The following is an 18,626-nucleotide window of genomic DNA, read 5'->3' as shown; positions in this document are numbered from 1 at the left end:
GGCCGTTGTCGGCTCTGTTCCGGCGATGAAGTCTAAAATTCCAGCGGCCCCCGCCTTCGCGGGGGCGACGATAAGGAACAGGGTTATGCGCGCATTCATCTTTCCGGGTCAGGGCAGCCAGGCGGTCGGCATGGGCAAGGCGCTCGCCGACGCATCGCCGGTCGCGCGCGAGGTTTTCCAGGAGGTCGACGAGGCCTTGGGTCAGCATCTCTTCAAGCTGATGAGTGAGGGCCCCGAAGACCAGCTGATCCTCACTGAAAATGCCCAGCCCGCGATCATGGCGAATGCCGTCGCGACATTGCGCGTGCTGGAAAAGGAGGGCGGCGTGACGCTGGCCGCCAAGGCCGATTATGTCGCGGGCCACAGCCTTGGCGAATATAGTGCGCTGTGCGCCGCCGGCGCCTTCGACCTCGCGACCGCCGCGCGGCTCTTGAAGACGCGTGGACAGGCGATGCAGGCGGCGGTGCCCGTCGGCGTCGGCGCGATGGCGGCGCTGCTCGGCGCCGATATCGACACCGCGCAAAAGCTGGCCGACGCGGCGGCCGAGGGCGAAGTGTGCACGGTCGCAAACGACAATGACCCGTCGCAGGTCGTGATCTCGGGCCACAAGGGCGCGGTCGAGCGCGCGGTCGCAATGGTCAAGGATTATGGAATCAAGCGCGGCGTGCTGCTCCCCGTATCGGCGCCCTTTCACTGCCCGTTGATGCAGGCCGCGGCCGACGCGATGGCCGAGGCGCTGACCGCCAACCCGCCCGCCGCGCCGCTCGTCCCCGTGGTCGCCAATGTGACCGCGGCACCCGTGAGCGACGCCGCCGAAATCCGCGACCTGCTCGTCAGCCAGGTCACCGGCCGCGTCCGCTGGCGCGAGAGCGTCGGCGCGATGGAGCAAATCGGCGTGGCGCAGTTCGTCGAGTTCGGCGGCAAGGTCCTCTCGCCGATGGTCAAGCGCAGCGCGAGCGGCGAGGTCGAAACGGTGAGCCTGATGTCGATGGACGATATCGAGGCGCTGACCGGCGCGCTTTAGAAAATTCGCACCGAGACGTAGATGTCGCAAAAATGGTTCACGCGGAGACGCGGAGACGCGGAGGGATTGTGCGGGATATAGACGTCGTGAGTGGTGACGTGCTCGATTTATCCCTGCGGCTGCATCGGGATTTGGGTCCGGGGCTACTTGAAAGCGTGTATGAGACCGTCCTGGCCGGAAAGCTGGTTGACCTTGGATATCGGGTTGATCGGCAAAAGCCGATCGATATCCTTTTTGAAGGGACTCGATTCGAAGCGGCTTTTCGTATCGATTTGCTGGTCGATAGCCGCCTGCTGGTGGAGATCAAATCGGTCGAACGCCTGAACGCCGCTCACGGCAAACAACTATTGACCTATCTTCGCCTGACCGGGCAATCGGTTGGGCTGCTCGTCAATTTCGGTGGTGCGACGCTAAAGGAAGGCGTGCGCCGTATCGTCAATGACCATAAACCCTCCGCGTCTCCGCGTCTCCGCGTGAACCGGTAAAAATCAGGAGACATTGCATGTTCGACCTCACCGGCATGACCGCCCTCGTTACCGGCGCTTCGGGCGGGATCGGTTCGGCCATCGCGCAGGCGCTCGCGGCGCAGGGGGCGCGGCTCGCGGTTTCGGGTTCCAACGCAGAGAAGCTCGGCGCCTTTCGCGATACGCTCGGCGGCGATCATGTCGCGTTGCCGTGCAATCTCGGCGACGCGGCGGCGGTCGATGCGCTCGTCCCCTCGGCGGTCGAGGCAATGGGCGGCAAGCTCGACATCCTCGTCAATAATGCGGGGGTGACGCGCGACAATCTGATCCTGCGGATGAAGGACGAGGAATGGCTCGACGTCATCCGCATCAACTTGGAGGCCAACTTCCGCCTCGCACGCGCCGCCGCCAAGCCGATGATGAAGGCGCGTTTCGGACGCATCGTCTCGATCACCAGCGTCGTCGGCGCCACGGGCAATCCGGGACAGGCGAACTATGCCGCATCGAAGGCGGGGGTCACCGGCATGACCAAGGCGCTGGCGCAGGAATTGGCGAGCCGCAACGTCACCGTGAACTGCGTCGCGCCCGGCTTTATCGCCACCGCGATGACCGACGTCCTGCCCGACGCGCAAAAGGAGGCGCTGAACCAGCGCATTCCCGCCGGCCGGATGGGCGAGGGTAGCGACATCGCCGCGGCGGTTGTCTATCTGGCATCGAAGGAAGCCGGCTATGTGACCGGACAGACGATCCATGTGAACGGCGGGATGGCGATGCTGTCCTGAGATAATCGATTTTACGGGGGGCAAGATGATGAACAAGGGCTGGATTCTTGGCGCTGCGCTAGCGGCGACTGCCGTGCCGGGGGCGGCGTTCGGACAGGATGGCGCCAAGCTGGATTGTATCCCGGCTGCGGCGGATCGCGATCTGAAGGACCGCATCGGGACAGGGATATCCGACAACCGGGACCCCGAAGCGCAAGAGAGGGCGTTTCGGAAACTCGACCCGATCGTTCGGCGCTGCGCCGCGAAACATGGCGTCGCCGACGCGCTGGCGGAAGATTATTTCAGCTATGGCGTCGCGCGAATCGCCCGCGACTGGCTGATCGCGGAAATCGCGAAGGCCGGCCTTTCGACCGGCCCGGTCGACACGGTGCTCGATTTCGGTGTCCATGGCGCAAATCCGGACCTGGAAAATGGCCTGGACGACGACATGCTCATGTCGATTGTCGCGGCGTATCAAAAGAATGGCGTCGATGTTCAGTCGGTCGACCAGCGCGTTTGGGAACAGGTTGGCGCCTATGCGGGGGTGACCTCGATCTATTGGAACAGCCGATCGAAGCTGATGCGTTGACGGCATCGGCCGCCCTTTGCCGCTGAAAGCCCCCGAATAGCCGCACCATCGCGCGATCAAGCGAAGCTGTCTTGCGGCGCCTTCGGCGGCGTCCTAAATCGTGGGCATGATCATTGCGGAAAACAGCCTGAAGCTGATCGGCAACACGCCGCTGGTGCTGCTCAAAGGGCCGAGCGAGGAAACCGGCTGCGAAATCTGGGGCAAGTGCGAATATGCAAACCCCGGCGGATCGGTGAAGGATCGCGCCGCGCTCTATATCGTCCGCGACGCCGAAGCGAATGGCAGCCTGCGTCCCGGTGGAACGATCGTCGAGGGGACGGCAGGGAATACCGGTATCGGACTTGCGCTGGTCGGCAATGCGCTCGGCTACAAGACGATCATCGTCATGCCCGACAATCAGAGCGCCGAAAAAATGGCGACGATTCGCGCGCTCGGCGCCGAGCTGGTGCTTGTTCCGCCAGCGCCCTTTGCCAATCCGGGGCATTTCGTCCACACCTCGCGCCGGATCGCCGAAGAAACCGACAATGCGATCTGGGCTAACCAGTTCGACAATATCGCCAATCGCAAAGCGCATGTGATGGGCACCGCCGAAGAGATATGGACGCAGATGGAAGGGCGCATCGACGGGTTTACCTGCGCCGCCGGGACCGGCGGGACGATCGCGGGGACGGGGCTGGGCCTGAAGGCGAAGGATGCGGGCATCACGGTGGCGCTCACCGATCCGCACGGCGCGGGCCTCTATAATTACTACAAGTGCGGCGAACTCAAGGCCGAAGGGTCGAGCGTCGCCGAAGGAATTGGCCAGAACCGCATCACCGCCAACCTGGACGGTGCGCCTATCGACACGCAGTTCCGCATTTCCGACGCCGAAGGGCTGGCCGTGGTTCGCCGCCTGCTGGACGCGGAAGGTCTGTGCCTCGGCCTGTCGTCGGGAATCAATGTCGCCGGGGCGATGGCCCTCGCGCGCGAACTCGGCCCCGGCAAGCGCATCGCGACGATCCTGTGCGACAGCGGATTCCGCTATCTGTCGACGCTCTACAATCGCGAATGGCTCGCCAGCAAGGGCCTGGCGGAGGCAACGGCATGAGGGCGGAGGCGAAGCTGGTCGACACGGCGACAGCTGCATCGGCGACGGTGACCCCGGCGGCCACGCCGGCGAACGACACGATGCGCCGCCTCCAAATCGGGATCGCCGGATTGCTCGTGGTGCTGCTGCTCGTCGGGCTGGCCGGACTGATCGGCGATCGTGCGCGCGAAAATGCGGCCAAGGGTGCGGCCACGGCGACCGAGGTGAATATGCCGAGCGAACAGCCCAAGGCGGCGAGCGCGCCGCTCGAGGAACTGGGCGTCCAGCCGGTCTCGAAGGACGAGAATGAGGATATGTCGGTGAAGGTGCCGCAAACCACGCCGACCGTTCCCGACCTGGAGCCCGACCCCGAATTGCAGCGCGCGCGCCAGTCGCAATCCCAATCCAAGCGTCAGTGATTGCGGGGCTGCGCCCGGCCGCGACAGCGGCGCTGGCGCCCACCCTTGCATGGGGCATCGGCGGGCAGGCGTTGCTGGGCCGCATCGATCCGGCGCTTGCATTGCCGACGCTGGCGCTGCCGCTGCTCCTGCTGGCCGCCTGGCAGCGCGGCGAGGCTCGCAAGGCGCGGCTTGGAGCAGCGGGCATGGCACTGCTGCTCTTGCTCGCCGCACAGGCGACGCTTGCGCTCTGGTTATCGGGCCGAACGGGGTGGGGGCAGCTTGTGCTCATCGCGGCGGCGGGGGCCGTCGCCGCCCTGATTGCCGACGTGATCGTGCAAGGTTGCCGGGGGCCGATGCCTCGCTGGGCAGCCGCGGCCGTATATCTGCTCGTCTGGTTCGCCGCCGGACACCTGGCATTGTCGGCGCTCTACACGGAGCGCGCTGGCGCCAGACCGCCGTCCGTCGTCATGCTGACCGGGCTGCCGCTCCGCTGGGCGGGGCAGGGCGGCATGGCAGCGATGGTCGCGCGGGGCGCCGCCGAAGACCCCGCCCTGGCCCGGATCGAAGCGTCGGGGCCTGTGGACCTAGTCGACAGCCTGACGGACCGTGCGGTTCCGGCAGGAGCGACGCTGCTGGTTGCGCACCCGCGTGCGCTTCCCGCGCCGGATCTGGTCGCGATCGACGCGTTCGTTCGCGGCGGCGGACGGGCGGTGATCCTTGCCGATGCGCTCTCGGGATGGCCGGTGCGGTACCCGCTCGGCGATCCGCGCAACCCGCCCGTGACAAGCCTGCTGACCCCCTTGCTCGACCATTGGGGCGTCACGCTCGGCCCGGCCCCGGTGGGCGAGCGCACGGCACAAGCTGTCGATGTCGACGGTGCGCGATTGCGCTTGTTCAGCGCAGGACGCTTCGAGGTGCTTCCTGCCGGATGCTCGGCGCTCGCCGACCGGCGCATTGCACATTGCACGATCGGCGCCGGGGAGGCCTGGCTGGTCGGCGACGCCGATCTGCTGTTCGCCCCGCTATGGCGCCCGCTGGTGCCGGGTGCCGAGCATCTGCGGCAGGCGGACACGATGGTATGGCTCGCAGCACGCCTGCGCGGCGAGCCGGGCGATAGCGTCGTTCTGCAGCCGCTCTGGATTTCCTCCACCTGATCGCGGCGCTCGAACGCACCGCTCAGCTTCCACTTTCGATCGGTCTTTCGCGCCACTCGCTTGCGCGTTTCACCTTGCCTTGCCCCGCGCGGGGGGAGGTTTCTCCTGTTTTTGAGATAAATTTGGGATAGATTCCCTAACTTGCCCTAATTTTCCCCTTTCCACCCCGATTTATACTTGGTAGGCAGGAATCGGAGAGGGGCAATCTCCACCCGAGTCATTTCGCCCGGAATCCTGCGATTCCCGGATCGGGGAAGTTTTGCCCGGAGGCGCGAGAACGGGGGCAAGAGCGATGGCGGTTGTGACGCCCGGCCGATACTCGGGCACCAACTTCGCCGCGATCGATGGCAAGGGGCGCGTCGCCGTCCCTTCGCAGTTCCGCAACAATGTGCCCCTCAATGCGGACGGCCAGCGCGTGCTTTGGGTCGGTTTTCACGAAAAGCTGCCCTGTCTCGTCGCTTATGGCCACGACCAATATGATCGCCTCTCGGACGAGATCGAGCGTGACCGCGCGGCCGCGCTGGCGCGCAATCTCGACTTTGACGAGGACGAGGCGTTCAAGCAGCGCTTTAGCTATACGGAGGCTTATACACTCGACGACAGCGGGCGCTTCCTGCCCAATTTCACCGCGCGCGATCGCGTCGGCGAGGCGGGCGCGACGGCGTTCGTCGGGTCGGGGCGCCGCTTCGAAATCTGGTGGTTGCCGACGCTGGCCGAATGCGCCGCCGCCGATCCCGTGCTCCAGCGGCTTGCCGCCAACTGGGCCGAGACCAAAGGGCGGGGGCGCAAATGAGCGACCTGTCCCGCGATCCCCGTCACGATCCGGTGTTGCGCGACGAAGTGGTCGCCGCGCTCGCCATCGTGCCGGGCGAGCGTCACGTCGACGCGACATTCGGTGCCGGCGGCTACACGCGCGCGATGCTCGCCGCGGGCGCCGAGGTGGTCGCGTGCGACCGCGACCCCGATGCGATCGGCGAGGGGCGTGCACTGGCCGAAGAGGCCGACGGCCGCCTGACGCTGGTACAGGGACGCTTCGGCGAGATCGACCGGTTGCTTGCCGAGCGCGGGATCGAGGCGGTCGACGGCATCGTCTTCGACATCGGCGTGTCGTCGATGCAGCTCGACCGGGCCGACCGCGGCTTTTCCTTCCAGGCGGACGGCCCGCTCGACATGCGGATGGCGCAGGCGGGCGAGAGCGCGGCCGACTGGCTCAACCGAGCCGACGAAGCCGAAATCGCCGACGTGCTGTATCACTACGGCGACGAGCGCCAATCGCGGCGGGTCGCGCGCGCGATCGTTGCGGCGCGTCCGCTGTCGCGCACGGGCGAATTGGCCGCGGTGATTCGCAAGGCGCTGCGGCATCCGCCGGGCGCCCCCAAGGATCCGGCGACCAAGAGCTTTCAGGCGATCCGCATTCATATCAATGGCGAACTCGACGAGCTGGTCGCGGGGCTGTGTGCCGCCGAGCGCATCCTGCGCCCCGGCGGCCGCCTCGCGGTGGTCAGCTTTCACAGCACCGAGGACAGGATCGTGAAGAATTTCCTGCGCGAACGGAGCGGGGGTGATGCCCGCGCGTCGCGCCACCGGCCCGCGCCGCTCCCTCTGGCGCGGGCCGCAACCTTCGAACCCCCGGCGCGCAAGGTCCGCCCGGGCAAGGCGGAGGAGGCACGCAACCCGCGCGCCCGCTCCGCGACGCTTCGCAGCGCGGTGCGGACGTCCGCACCCGCCTGGCCTGCCGGCAAGACGATGAAGGAGGCGATGTCATGTTGATGGCGGCTCGCAAGCTCCAGGGAATCGGCCTGGTGCTGCTCGTACTGATCTTTGCGATGATGTTGTATCCGGTGTCGCTCAAGGTGGCCGCGACGCGCAGCGAACTGGCACAGATCGACAAGCGGATCGGGCAGGCGCGCGACAACATCCGCTATCTGGAATCCGAACTGGCCGTCCGCGCCTCCATGCGGCAGCTCGAACAGTGGAATGTCGAAAGCTTCGGCTATTCGGCACCGAACGCCGACCAGTATCTGGCGAACGAACGCCAGCTCGCCTCGCTCGACCGCCTGCCGCGGGCGCGCGGCGCCAACGATGTTGCGCCGGTGCTGATGGCGATGGTCTCTCCGGTCGCCCAGCCTCAGGCGACGGCGCCGAAGCCGGCGACCGTCATTCCGGCGGCATCGGCGGCGGAGCCCGCACCGCCCCCGCGGACGGTGAAGGCCGAGCCCAAGCCCGTCGTGCTGGCGCAAGCCGAAACGAACGCTGCCGTCCGCTCCGACGTCGCGCCGCGCTTGGCGCCGACCCGCCGCCGCGAACAGCTCAAGATGATCGAGGATCAGCTCCTGTCGGAACGGACGCTCGCCGAACTCAAGCGCAGCGCCGCCGCCGAAGCATCGGGAGGCCAGTAAACGCCGATGAATACCCTGGTCGTCCGTCCAGCCAGGATCCGAACCGCGGGGGTGCGACAGCAGATTCTGCTGACCGCGCAGCAGCGGCTGATGATCCTGATGCTGCTGTTCATGGCGGCCTTTTTGCTGGTGTCGGTGCGCCTCTTCTATTTCGCGATGTTCGACACGTCGTCGGGACGCGGCGCGAACGCGGCCGCATTCGTCCCGGCGCGCGCCGACATCGTCGATCGCAACGGCGTGCCGCTCGCACGGACGATCGATGGATATTCGATCCGCGTCGTTCCCGAAAAGCTGATCAACAAGCCGCAATATCTGGTCGGGGAACTTCAGAAGATTTTTCCCGACATGACGCGCGCGGAGCTGTTCGCAAAGCTCAGCGGCCCGCGTCCGACCTATATCCGCCGGCGCGCGCTGCCCGACCAGGTCGCGGCGGTGAATGCGATCGGCGACGTCGGTTTCGATTTTCCGCGCGAGAAGGAGCGGCTTTATCCGCAGTTCACCCTTGCCGCGCACGTACTGGGCTTCACCAATTCCGAGGGGCATGGCGTCACCGGGGTTGAAGGGGCGTTCGACGACCGGCTGACCAACGATGCGACGCGCGGCCAGCCGCTGGCGCTGTCGATCGATGCGCGCGTCCAGGGCGTGCTCGAAAGCGAACTCAGCTATGCGGTCACGAATCTCGAAGCGATCGGTGGCGCGGGAATCATCCTCGACGTGCATACGGGCGAAGTGCTTGCGATGACGTCGCTGCCGACGTTCAATCCGAACAAGCTGGTTGCCGGCAATACCGAGGCGCGCCGCAATGCGGTGACCTATAATCTCTATGAGCTTGGTTCGACCTTCAAGCCCTTGTCGATCGGTGCGGCGATCGACAACGGCGTCGTCACCAGCATGGCAAAGCGTTACGACGCGACCAAACCGCTCGCAATCGCCGGCTTTCATATTCGCGACTCGCATATGATGGGGCGCTGGCTCAACGTCCCCGAGACGCTGATCCACAGCTCGAATATCGTCACGGCGCAGATCGCCGACCAGCTGGGCCGCGAAAAGATGGAGGAATTGTTCCGCAATCTCGAATTCGACGGGCGTCCGCATATCGAGCTGAAAGAGCGGGCATTTCCGCTGTGGCCAAAGGATTGGGGCCGCGTCACCACCATGACCACCAGCTATGGTCACGGGATCGCGGTGACGCCGTTGCACCTGGCGAGCGCCTATGCCGCGCTCGTCAACGGTGGCATCTGGCGTCCGGCCACCCTGCTCAAACTGGGCGACAAGGCGCCGCCACAGGGGCGCCGGGTGTTCAAGGCGTCGACCAGCGCCCGGATGCGCCAGCTCCTCCGCCTGATCGTTGCCGATGGCACGGGTCGCAACGCCGACGCGCCGGGCTTCCGGGTCGGTGGCAAGACGGGCAGCGCCGAAAAGCCCGGCGCGGGGGGCTATCGCCGCCATTCGCTCGTCTCGACCTTCGCGGCGGCGTTCCCGATGGATAATCCGCGCTACGTCGTCCTTGCGATGGTCGACGAGCCCAAGGGCAACGCCTTCAGTTCGGGGCAGCGAACGGCGGGCTACACCGTCGCGCCGGTGGTCAAGAAGGTGGTGATGCGCGCGGGGCCGATGCTGGGCGTTTTTCCGGACGAAAGCCGCGACGTCGATGTGTCCGAACTGACCCCGCTCTTGTGGAAGGGCGGGAAGGGGGACTGATGCGTCTCTCGGCGCTCCTCGACGCTCCGGCACCCAAAGACGCCGACCCCGTGGTCACCGGCCTGGCGATCGACCATCGCAAGGTCGCGCCCGGGACGATCTTCGGCGCGTTTGCCGGCGAGAAATTCAACGGCGAGGATTTCATTCCTGCCGCGGTCGATGCGGGCGCGATCGCGGTCGTTGCCCGCCCCGAGGCGCGGGTCGACGGCGCGGTGCATATCGCCGATGCCAATCCGCGCCGCGCCTTTGCGCATATCGCCGCGCGCTTCTTTCACCGTTTCCCGGCGACGTGCGTCGCGGTGACCGGCACCAACGGCAAGACGTCGACGGTCGAAATGACGCGCCAGCTCTGGCGTATGGCCGGGTTCCACGCGGCATCGATCGGAACGCTCGGCATCACGACGTCGAACGACAGCACGTCGACCGGGCTCACGACGCCCGACATCGTCACTTTCCTGGGCACCATGTCGGGGCTCGCCGCCGAAGGCGTGACGCACGCGGCGTTCGAGGCGTCCAGTCACGGGCTCGAACAATATCGCACCGAAGGTCTGCCGGTGCGCGCGGCGGCCTTTACCAATCTGAGCCACGATCACCTCGACTACCACGGCACGATGGACGCCTATCTCGCCGCGAAACTGCGCCTGTTTACCGAGGTGGTGGAGAATGGCGGCGCGGCCGTCATATGGACCGACGATCCCCGGTCGGCGGCGATCGTCGACGTCGCCGACGCTCGGGGGCTGAGGCTGATGACCGTCGGCACCGGTGCCGACGGGCTGCGCCTTGTCGCGCGCGCACCGACGCAGCTCGGCCAGGCGCTGACCGTCGCTGCGGGGGATTTGACGATGACCGTCAACCTGCCGCTGATTGGCGCTTATCAGGCGGCCAATGCGCTCGTCGCTGCAGGACTCGTCATCGTCACCGGCGGCGATCCGCAGCAGACCCTTGCCAATCTTGCACGGCTCCAGCCGGTGCGCGGGCGCCTGGAACGCGCAGCCATCGCCCGGTCGGGGGCGCCGGTCTATGTCGACTATGCCCACACCCCCGACGGGTTGGAAGCGGCGCTCGATGCGCTCCGCCCCCATGCCGCGGGCCGATTGATCCTGGTGTTCGGTGCAGGGGGCGACCGCGACAGGGACAAGCGGGCGCCGATGGGCCGGATTGCCGCCGCCAAGGCTGATGTCGCGATCATCACCGACGATAATCCGCGCGGCGAGGATCCCGCGATGATTCGGGCCGCGATCGCCGAGGGCGCACCCGACGCGCGGGTGATCGGCGACCGCCGCGCGGCCATCGCGGCGGCCATCGCCGAGGCGCAGGCCGACGATATCGTCTGCATCGCCGGCAAGGGGCACGAGCAGGGACAGATCGTCGGCGCGGGCGAAGCCATGCGGGTCATCCCCTTCGACGATGTCGGCATCGCGCGCGAGGTGGCGGCGTGACCCCGCTGTGGACGGCCCGTGCGATCGCGGCCGCGACCGGCGGGACCGCGAGCGGCGACTTCACCGTTCAGGGCGTTGCCTTCGATTCCCGCGAAGTGACGGGGGGAGACCTCTTCATCGCGATGAAGGGTGAGGCGACCGATGGCCACAGGTTCATCGACAAGGCGATCGCGGCGGGCGCCTCCGGCATCGTCTGCGAAACCGCGATCGACTTTCCGCACATCCGGGTTGCGGACAGCGCGGCGGCGCTGAACGCGCTGGGCGCCGCATCGCGGGCCCGCAGCCACGGCCGCATCGTCGGGGTAACCGGTTCGGCGGGCAAGACCGGCACCAAAGAGGCGCTGTTCGCGGCGCTCGACCGGTTCCGTCCGGGCAAGGCCCACCGCTCGGTCAAAAGCTACAACAATCATGTGGGCGTGCCACTCAGTCTTGCCCGCATGCCCTCGACTGCCGATTTCGGCGTCTTCGAAATGGGCATGAACCATGCGGGTGAACTCGCCGAGTTGACCCGGATGGTGCGTCCGCATGTCGCGATCGTCACCACGATCGCCCCTGCCCACATGGAATTCTTTGGCAGCGAAGAAGCGATTGCCGATGCCAAGGGCGAAATTTTCGAGGGGCTCGAGCCCGGTGGAACCGCGATCATCCCCTTCGACAGTCCGCACTATGCGCGGCTTCGGGCAAAGGCGGAACGGCATGCGGCGCATGTCGTCAGCTTCGGCCTGGGCGAGGGCGCCGACGTGCGCGCGGTCGACTGGCTGAACGACGGCAAGGGCGGCTCGCTGGTCACCGCGCAGGTGCAGGACGCGCTGTTGTGTTTCACCATTTCGCAAGGCGGCCGGCATTGGGTGTCGAACGCGCTGGCGGTGCTGGCGGCGGTGAAGGCGGTCGGCGGCGACTTGCCCGCCGCGGGGCTCGCGTTTGCCGAGATGGCCGGGCTCGCCGGGCGCGGCGCACGGCATCGCGTGCCGGTCGAGGGCGGCGACATCCTGGTCATCGACGAAAGCTACAATGCCAACCCGGCATCGATGGCGGCGACGATCGGCCAGCTTGGCGACGAATCCGGCGCGCGCAAGATAGCGATTCTCGGGAGCATGAAGGAACTCGGCGCCGATGGCGAGGCCTATCACGCCGATCTTGCCGCTCCGCTCGTCGCGGCGGGGGTGCAATTCGCCCTGCTTGTCGGCGAAGAGATGGTGCCGCTCGCCAAAGCGCTTGAGGGGCGCATCGATTTCGAGCATGTGCCCGCGCATCCGGCCGCCACCGCGCGGCTGAAAGACCTGATCCGCCCCGGCGATGTGGTGCTGGTCAAGGGATCGAACAGTGTCGGCCTGTCGCATCTTGTGACGGCGCTGACCCATGGGGACTATTGATGCTATATTGGCTGGCGGAATGGCTTGGCTTTCCGGGGGCGCTCAATCTCATCCGCTACCTGAGTTTTCGCTCGGGGGCGGCGGTAGCCACCGCGTTGATCATCGGGCTGTGGATCGGCCCCCGATTCATCCTGATGCTGCGCCTGCGGCAAGGGAAGGGGCAGCCGATCCGCGATGATGGCCCGCAGAGCCATCTCGCGAAAAAGGGCACGCCGACGATGGGCGGGCTGATGATCCTGATCTCGCTGATGATTTCGGCGCTGCTGTGGATGGACCTGTCCAACCGCTTCGTCTGGGCCTGCCTGTTTGTCACCGGCGGTTTTGCCGCGGTCGGCTTCATGGACGATCTCGACAAGGTGACCAAGGCAAGCCATCGCGGCATCCCGGGCCGGGTGCGCCTGCTGATCGAATTCGTGATCGCGGGCATCGCGGTGCTGCTGATCGTTTCGCGCACTGGTACGGACCTTTATCTGCCCTTTTTCAGCGATGTCTACATTCCGCTCGGCCCGCTCTATTATGTCTTTGCGATGGTGCTCATCGTCGGGTTCGGCAATGCGGTGAACCTGACCGACGGGCTCGATGGGCTTGCGACCTTTCCGGTGATGATCGCCAGCCTGACCTTTCTGGTGATCGTCTATCTGTCGGGCAATGTGAAGTTCGCCGGATATCTGGGCATTCCGCACGTCCCCGGCGCCGGCGAGCTTGCGATCTTCGCGGCGGCGATTATCGGCGCATGCTTGGCGTTCCTGTGGTTCAACGCGCCGCCCGCGGCGGTGTTTATGGGCGACACCGGCAGCCTTGCGCTCGGTGGTGCGCTGGCGACCATGGCGGTAACGGCGCAGCATGAACTGGTGCTCGTCCTCGTCGGTGGACTGTTCGTGGTCGAAGCGCTGTCGGTGATTATCCAGGTCTTCTGGTACAAGCGCACCGGCAAGCGCGTATTCCGGATGGCGCCGATCCATCACCATTTCGAACAATTGGGCTGGCCCGAGTCCACGGTCGTCGTCCGTTTCTGGATCGTCTCGATCGTTCTGGCGCTCGCGGGGCTCGCGACGCTGAAGCTGCGGTGATCACCTCGCGCGCCTTTGCCGGTCGCCGCTATGCGGTGTTGGGACTGGCGCGCTCGGGCCTTGCGGCCTGCGAGGCGCTGATCGCCAGCGGCGCGGGGGTGACGGCCTGGGACGACCGCGAAGCGGCCCGCGACGAGGCGATGGCGCTCGGCGCCGATATCGGCGACCCGCTCCAGATCGACTTGACCGGCTTCGCGGGTGTCGTTGTGTCGCCTGGCGTGCCGCTCAACCGCCATCCGATCGTCGCGCACGCGCGCGAGGCGCATGTGCCGGTCATCGGCGATGTCGAACTTTTCGCTGAAGCGCGCGCCGACCTGCCTCCGCACCGGGTCGTGGGCATCACGGGCACCAACGGCAAGTCGACCGTGACCGCGCTCGTCACCCACATGCTCGAGACCGCGGGCCTCCCCGCGCTGATGGGCGGCAATATCGGGCTGCCGATCCTCGCGCGCGACCCCCTCGCCGCCAATGATCGGGGCGCCGGGGTCTATGTCCTCGAATTGTCGAGCTATCAGATCGACCTGACGCACAGCCTGGCGTGCGACGTGGCGGTGCTGACCAACATCACGCCGGATCATCTCGATCGCTACGATGGGTTCGAAGGCTATGTCGCGTCGAAGGCGCGACTGTTCAACCTTCAGCACCGCGATCAGGTCGCGGTCGTCGCGGCCGACGACGACCCTTCGAAAATGATCGCGGGCCACATCAACCATCGCCTCTACCGCGTCTCGGCAAAGGATATCGATCCCGCCGATCAGGCGCGCTGGCCCGCGCTGCAAGGCCCGCACAACGCGCAGAACGCGGTCTGCGCGATCGCCGTTTGCCGCGTGCTGGGCCTGGACGACGACGAAATCGAACGCGGACTTGCGACCTTCACGTCGCTGCCGCACCGCATGGAATGGATCGGCGAAGCCCGTGGCGCCAACTGGTATAACGACAGCAAGGCGACCAATGCGGCTTCCGCTGCACCGGCGCTGGCGGCGTTTCCGCCGGCGCCGGACCAGCGTTTGCACTGGATCGCGGGCGGGCAGGCAAAGGGCGACGGGCTCGCCGCATGCCGCCCGTGGTTCGGCCATGTAAAACGCGCCTATCTGATCGGCGAGGCGACGGACGAGTTCGCGCGGGAGATCGGCGATGCGATTTCCGTCGACCGTGCGGCTACGTTGGATACGGCCGTCGCCCATGCCGCCAAGGCGGTGCAGCCGGGCGACGTGGTGCTGTTGTCGCCGGCTTGCGCCTCGTTCGACCAATATAAGGATTATGAGGACCGCGGCGACCGTTTCCGGGCGCTGGTGCAGGCGCTCCGGGCATGAGCGGGGGGATGGACAATATGGACAGGGCGAGCGAGCGGCCGATCATCGCGGCGACGCGCAGCGCAAAACGACGCGGCCCGCGCCTCAGTCGCGCCGACCGGACGCCGCTCGGCCTGTGGTTCTGGGAAATCGACCGCGTGCTGTTGCTGCTCGTGTCGATGCTGATCGCGATCGGCTTGGTCGCCGTGGCAGCGGCATCGCCGGTGGCGGCGCAAAAGCTGTCGACCTCGACCGCAAGCCTCGACCCGCTCTATTATTTCTATCGCCAGTTGATGTGGGTCATGGTCGGCGTACCGGTGATGCTCGCCATTTCGATGCTGCCAAAGCCACAAGCGCGACGGTTCGCCATCTATGGAACGATTACCTTTCTCGCGCTCCTGTTTCTCGTTCCGTTGATCGGCACCTCGGTGAACGGCGCCCAGCGGTGGATCGGCAGCGGTATGTTCCGCCTCCAGCCGTCAGAGTTTCTCAAGCCCTTCTTTGCCGTTTCGCTCGCATGGATCCTCTCGATTCGCCTGCACGACCAGAGCCTTCCGGTCGTGCCGCTGTCGGTCGTGCTCACCGGCATCATCGCGGTGCTGCTGATGGGTCAGCCCGACCTGGGACAGACGATCATTTTTGCGGCGACCTGGTTCGTGCTCGTGCTTGTCGCGGGACTTTCGATGCGGATCATGGCAGGTCTCGGCGTCGCCGGGCTCGCGGGCATCGTACTGGCCTATTTCTTCTATCCGGTGGCGCAGCAGCGCATCAACATCTGGCTTTTTGCCGAAGGCGACAGCTTTCAGGTTGAAAAGGCGCATGCGACGCTGACCGCCGGCGGGTTGATCGGGACCGGCCCGGGTGCGGGGCTCGCAAAGTTCCAGCTGCCCGAAGCGCACACCGACTATATCTTTTCGGTGATCGGCGAGGAGTTCGGGATCATCGCCTGCATTGCGATCGCGATCCTCTATCTCGCGATCATCGTGCGCGTCCTCGTCCGCCTGCTCGATGAGGAGGACAGCTTCCTCATTCTGGCGGTGACCGCGCTGATTGCGCAATTCGGGGGGCAGGCGATCATCAACATGGCGGTGAACACCCAGCTGTTCCCGTCGAAGGGCATGACGCTGCCTTTTATCAGCTATGGCGGCTCGTCGTTCATCGCGCTGTCGATCGGCATGGGTTTGCTCTTGTCGCTGACCCGGCGGAACCCCTATGCGGCGCGTGTATCGATGACCCGCAACTGGAACAGAAAATGAGCGCCACCCGCCACTATCTTCTCGCCGCCGGCGGCACCGGTGGCCATATGCTGCCCGCCTATGCGCTTGCCGGCGAGTTGATCGCGCGGGGGCACCGCGTCGCGCTGGTCAGCGACGACCGCGGGCTGAAGATCCCCGGTGCCCCGGCAGCGCTCGAAACGCATGTCCTGCCCGCCGGGCGTGTGCACGGCGGCCCGGTGGGCTGGCTGAAGGCCGCGCTCGCGATCCGCAAGGGGCGGCGCATGGCGATCGACCTGATCCGGGATTTCGACCCGGCCGTCGTCGTCGGCTTTGGCGGCTATCCGTCGCTTCCGAGTCTGCTCGCGGCACGCGCGACGAAGACGCCCAGCGTGATCCACGAACAAAATGCCGTGCTCGGCCGCACCAACCGCCTGATGGCGCGTCAGGTCGATGCGATCGCGGTGGCGTATCGCAACATCGACCGCTTCCCCGAAAAATGCGCGATGAAGCGCCACCTCACCGGCAATCCGGTGCGCGAGGAGGTGATTGCGATCCGCGAAGAGGGCTATCCGCCGCTGCCCGAGGACGGCATCCTGCGGCTGCTCGTCGTCGGTGGCAGCCTTGGCGCGACGATCCTTTCGGACGTTGTCCCGGCGGCGGTCGCGATGCTGCCAAAGGCGCTGCTCGAACGCTTGCAGGTCGTCCAGCAGGCGCGCGAAGAGGATCTGGACACGGTACGCGGCAAATATGCCGAACTCGGCGTCGCGGCCGAATGCGCCCCTTATATCGCCGACCTGCCCGAACGGCTGCGCTGGGCGCACCTGTTCATCGGCCGCGCGGGCGCGTCGACGGTCGCCGAACTCGCCTGTGCCGGACGTCCGGCGATCTTCGTGCCCTATCCGCACGCGATGGACGATCACCAGACGTGGAACGTTGTCGATCTGGTCGAGGCGCATGGTGCGCTGTCGATCGCGCAGCCCGACTTCACACCCGCCGCGCTTGCGAAGCAGATCCAGCGCATGGCGCTCGAACCCGGCGCGCTCGAAACCGCGGCGGAAAATGCCGCGAGCTGCGGTCTGCCCGATGCGACCCGCGACCTTGCCGACCTGGTCGAAAGCTTCGCACCGCCGCCGCTGATGGACGTGATCCGTGTCGGCGCGAGCGCGCCGCGGGCGGCGGCGAGCGGTGTCAGCGCCGCTCGGGAGGCAAGCTGATGCGCGGCGTCGCAACCGACATCGGGATCATTCATTTCATCGGCATCGGCGGCATCGGCATGTCGGGGATCGCCGAGGTGATGCACAATCTGGGCTATCAGGTGCAGGGCAGCGATATCGCCGACAGCTATGTCGTCGAAGGCCTGAGGAAGCGCGGCATCAAGGTTGCCATCGGCCATGCGCCCGAAAATGTCGACGGCGTCGCGGTTGTCGTCACCTCGACGGCGGTGAAGCGCGGCAATCCCGAGGTCGAGGCGGCGCTCGCGCATCGCATCCCCCTTGTCCGCCGCGCCGAAATGCTCGCCGAACTGATGCGTTTGAAATCTACCGTCGCCATCGCAGGGACGCATGGCAAGACGACGACGACCAGCCTCGTCGCGGCGCTGCTCGACGCGGGCGGCATCGACCCGACTGTCATCAACGGCGGCATCATCAACAATTACGGCTCGAACGCCCGGCTCGGTGCGTCGGACTGGATGGTGGTCGAAGCCGACGAGAGCGACGGCAGCTTCCTGCGCCTCGACGGGACGATCGCGGTCGTCACCAACATCGATCCCGAGCATCTCGACCATTATGGCAGCTTCGACGCGATCAAGGATGCGTTCGTCGAGTTCATCGAGAATGTGCCTTTCTATGGCGCAGCGATGCTCTGCCTCGACCATCCCGAAGTTCAGGCCGTCATCCCGCGCATCCGCGACCGCCGCATCGTCACCTATGGCTTCTCCGCTCAGGCCGACGTGCGCGGTACCAATGTCCTTCCCGGCCCCGACGGCAATCGCTTCGACGTCGTCGTGCGCGACCGCGACGGGAACAGCCGGACGATAGAGGGAATCCACCTGCCGATGTCGGGCCGGCACAATGTCCAGAATGCGCTCGCGGCGATCGCGGTGGCGCTGCACATGGGCGTCAGCGACGACAAGATCGTATCGGGCTTCAACGGGTTCGCGGGGGTGAAGCGCCGCTTCACCAAGGTCGGCGAGATCGCGGCGGGCGTGGGCAATATCGCGGTGATCGACGATTATGCGCACCACCCGGTCGAAATCCGCGCGGTCCTTTCGGCGGCGCGCGAGGGCGTCGGCGCGGGGCGCGTGGTCGCCGTGGTGCAGCCGCACCGATATACCCGGCTGCGCGATCATATGGACGAGTTCCAGCAGGCCTTCAACGACGCCGACATGGTGCTTGCGCTCCCTGTCTATGCCGCCGGCGAAGCGGCGATCGAGGGCGTGTCGTCCGATGCGCTTGTTGCCGGCCTGCGCGACCGCGGCCATCGCCACGCAGCGACGGTAGCCGACCCCTCGGCGCTTGGAGCTGTGCTCGCCGACGCGATCCGCGCGGGTCACCTCGGCGCGGGCGACAAGATCATCTGCCTCGGCGCGGGCGACGTCACCAAGACAGCGGCTGGACTGGCGAGCGCGGTGGAGGCGGCATGATGCTCGGTCTCCTGCGCGACCGTTTCAACGGG

The 18,626-nt window shown here is 66.4% G+C and carries 18 protein-coding genes; all 18 read left to right on the top strand.

Going from position 1 to position 18,626, the window contains the following annotated elements; translation table 11 throughout:
• The first annotated feature begins 85 nt into the window (after positions 1-85).
• The 18 genes from fabD to murC all read left to right on the top strand — a co-directional run bounded on the left by fabD (position 86) and on the right by murC (position 18,594).
• Positions 86-1,024: an ACP S-malonyltransferase gene (gene fabD / locus AC58D2_RS04255; RefSeq protein WP_497387652.1), complete on the top strand. Its 939-nt coding sequence runs from the start codon at positions 86-88 to the stop codon at positions 1,022-1,024.
• A gap of 68 nt (positions 1,025-1,092) precedes the next feature.
• On the top strand, positions 1,093-1,509 hold the full coding sequence (locus AC58D2_RS04250) for a GxxExxY protein (RefSeq protein ID WP_497387650.1): 417 nt from the start codon (positions 1,093-1,095) through the stop codon (positions 1,507-1,509).
• Between the two features lie 17 nt (positions 1,510-1,526).
• A complete protein-coding gene (gene fabG / locus AC58D2_RS04245) occupies positions 1,527-2,270 on the top strand; it encodes a 3-oxoacyl-[acyl-carrier-protein] reductase (protein WP_497387648.1) in 744 nt (247 codons plus the stop codon).
• 25 nt (positions 2,271-2,295) lie between these two features.
• Complete coding sequence (locus tag AC58D2_RS04240; RefSeq protein WP_497387646.1) at positions 2,296-2,838, top strand: hypothetical protein; 543 nt, start codon at positions 2,296-2,298, stop codon at positions 2,836-2,838.
• A gap of 106 nt (positions 2,839-2,944) precedes the next feature.
• Positions 2,945-3,925 (top strand): cysteine synthase A, encoded by a 981-nt coding sequence (locus AC58D2_RS04235; protein WP_497387644.1) that lies wholly within the window; start codon positions 2,945-2,947, stop codon positions 3,923-3,925.
• A complete protein-coding gene (locus AC58D2_RS04230) occupies positions 3,922-4,323 on the top strand; it encodes a hypothetical protein (protein ID WP_497387642.1) in 402 nt (133 codons plus the stop codon). Before AC58D2_RS04235 ends, AC58D2_RS04230 begins: the two co-directional genes overlap by 4 nt.
• The gene (locus tag AC58D2_RS04225) at positions 4,320-5,459 is read left to right on the top strand and encodes a Gldg family protein (RefSeq protein WP_497387640.1); all 1,140 of its coding nucleotides are present in this window, start codon (positions 4,320-4,322) and stop codon (positions 5,457-5,459) included. The genes AC58D2_RS04230 and AC58D2_RS04225 overlap by 4 nt, the downstream gene beginning before the upstream one ends.
• A 292-nt stretch (positions 5,460-5,751) precedes the next feature.
• Positions 5,752-6,252 carry a division/cell wall cluster transcriptional repressor MraZ gene (locus AC58D2_RS04220; protein WP_497387638.1) on the top strand — a complete coding sequence of 167 codons (501 nt, stop codon included), beginning with the start codon at positions 5,752-5,754 and terminating at the stop codon, positions 6,250-6,252.
• Positions 6,249-7,229: a 16S rRNA (cytosine(1402)-N(4))-methyltransferase RsmH gene (gene rsmH, locus AC58D2_RS04215; protein ID WP_497387636.1), complete on the top strand. Its 981-nt coding sequence runs from the start codon at positions 6,249-6,251 to the stop codon at positions 7,227-7,229. The genes AC58D2_RS04220 and rsmH overlap by 4 nt, the downstream gene beginning before the upstream one ends.
• Entirely contained in the window at positions 7,223-7,858 is a 636-nt protein-coding gene (locus AC58D2_RS04210; protein WP_497387634.1) for a hypothetical protein, read from the top strand. The genes rsmH and AC58D2_RS04210 overlap by 7 nt, the downstream gene beginning before the upstream one ends.
• 6 nt (positions 7,859-7,864) lie before the next feature.
• Entirely contained in the window at positions 7,865-9,559 is a 1,695-nt protein-coding gene (locus tag AC58D2_RS04205) for a peptidoglycan D,D-transpeptidase FtsI family protein (protein WP_497387632.1), read from the top strand.
• Positions 9,559-10,998, top strand: coding sequence for a UDP-N-acetylmuramoyl-L-alanyl-D-glutamate--2,6-diaminopimelate ligase (locus tag AC58D2_RS04200; protein ID WP_497387630.1), 1,440 nt, complete (start codon positions 9,559-9,561; stop codon positions 10,996-10,998). The genes AC58D2_RS04205 and AC58D2_RS04200 overlap by 1 nt, the downstream gene beginning before the upstream one ends.
• On the top strand, positions 10,995-12,371 hold the full coding sequence (locus tag AC58D2_RS04195; protein ID WP_497387628.1) for a UDP-N-acetylmuramoyl-tripeptide--D-alanyl-D-alanine ligase: 1,377 nt from the start codon (positions 10,995-10,997) through the stop codon (positions 12,369-12,371). The genes AC58D2_RS04200 and AC58D2_RS04195 overlap by 4 nt, the downstream gene beginning before the upstream one ends.
• On the top strand, positions 12,371-13,441 hold the full coding sequence (gene mraY / locus AC58D2_RS04190; protein ID WP_497387626.1) for a phospho-N-acetylmuramoyl-pentapeptide-transferase: 1,071 nt from the start codon (positions 12,371-12,373) through the stop codon (positions 13,439-13,441). Before AC58D2_RS04195 ends, mraY begins: the two co-directional genes overlap by 1 nt.
• On the top strand, positions 13,438-14,754 hold the full coding sequence (murD, locus tag AC58D2_RS04185) for a UDP-N-acetylmuramoyl-L-alanine--D-glutamate ligase (RefSeq protein WP_497387624.1): 1,317 nt from the start codon (positions 13,438-13,440) through the stop codon (positions 14,752-14,754). Before mraY ends, murD begins: the two co-directional genes overlap by 4 nt.
• Complete coding sequence (locus AC58D2_RS04180) at positions 14,751-15,989, top strand: FtsW/RodA/SpoVE family cell cycle protein (RefSeq protein ID WP_497387622.1); 1,239 nt, start codon at positions 14,751-14,753, stop codon at positions 15,987-15,989. Before murD ends, AC58D2_RS04180 begins: the two co-directional genes overlap by 4 nt.
• Complete coding sequence (gene murG / locus AC58D2_RS04175) at positions 15,986-17,164, top strand: undecaprenyldiphospho-muramoylpentapeptide beta-N-acetylglucosaminyltransferase (RefSeq protein WP_497387620.1); 1,179 nt, start codon at positions 15,986-15,988, stop codon at positions 17,162-17,164. The genes AC58D2_RS04180 and murG overlap by 4 nt, the downstream gene beginning before the upstream one ends.
• Entirely contained in the window at positions 17,164-18,594 is a 1,431-nt protein-coding gene (gene murC, locus AC58D2_RS04170) for a UDP-N-acetylmuramate--L-alanine ligase (RefSeq protein WP_497387618.1), read from the top strand. The genes murG and murC overlap by 1 nt, the downstream gene beginning before the upstream one ends.
• The last annotated feature ends 32 nt before the right edge of the window (positions 18,595-18,626 follow it).

This window comes from Sphingopyxis sp. CR5 (assembly GCF_059693785.1).
This window is presented reverse-complemented; position numbering and strand designations above follow the sequence as displayed.

Bases quoted from the DNA above. Each gene is read 5' to 3' on its own strand.
- murC (WP_497387618.1), top strand. From the start codon at position 17,164: ATGCGCGGCGTCGCAACCGACATCGGGATCATTCATTTCATCGGCATC.
- murG (WP_497387620.1), top strand. From the start codon at position 15,986: ATGAGCGCCACCCGCCACTATCTTCTCGCCGCCGGCGGCACCGGTGGC.
- AC58D2_RS04200 (WP_497387630.1), top strand. From the start codon at position 9,559: ATGCGTCTCTCGGCGCTCCTCGACGCTCCGGCACCCAAAGACGCCGAC.
- AC58D2_RS04220 (WP_497387638.1), top strand. From the start codon at position 5,752: ATGGCGGTTGTGACGCCCGGCCGATACTCGGGCACCAACTTCGCCGCG.
- mraY (WP_497387626.1), top strand. From the start codon at position 12,371: ATGCTATATTGGCTGGCGGAATGGCTTGGCTTTCCGGGGGCGCTCAAT.
- AC58D2_RS04240 (WP_497387646.1), top strand. From the start codon at position 2,296: ATGATGAACAAGGGCTGGATTCTTGGCGCTGCGCTAGCGGCGACTGCC.
- AC58D2_RS04210 (WP_497387634.1), top strand. From the start codon at position 7,223: ATGTTGATGGCGGCTCGCAAGCTCCAGGGAATCGGCCTGGTGCTGCTC.
- fabD (WP_497387652.1), top strand. From the start codon at position 86: ATGCGCGCATTCATCTTTCCGGGTCAGGGCAGCCAGGCGGTCGGCATG.
- AC58D2_RS04205 (WP_497387632.1), top strand. From the start codon at position 7,865: ATGAATACCCTGGTCGTCCGTCCAGCCAGGATCCGAACCGCGGGGGTG.
- AC58D2_RS04230 (WP_497387642.1), top strand. From the start codon at position 3,922: ATGAGGGCGGAGGCGAAGCTGGTCGACACGGCGACAGCTGCATCGGCG.
- rsmH (WP_497387636.1), top strand. From the start codon at position 6,249: ATGAGCGACCTGTCCCGCGATCCCCGTCACGATCCGGTGTTGCGCGAC.
- AC58D2_RS04180 (WP_497387622.1), top strand. From the start codon at position 14,751: ATGAGCGGGGGGATGGACAATATGGACAGGGCGAGCGAGCGGCCGATC.
- AC58D2_RS04235 (WP_497387644.1), top strand. From the start codon at position 2,945: ATGATCATTGCGGAAAACAGCCTGAAGCTGATCGGCAACACGCCGCTG.
- fabG (WP_497387648.1), top strand. From the start codon at position 1,527: ATGTTCGACCTCACCGGCATGACCGCCCTCGTTACCGGCGCTTCGGGC.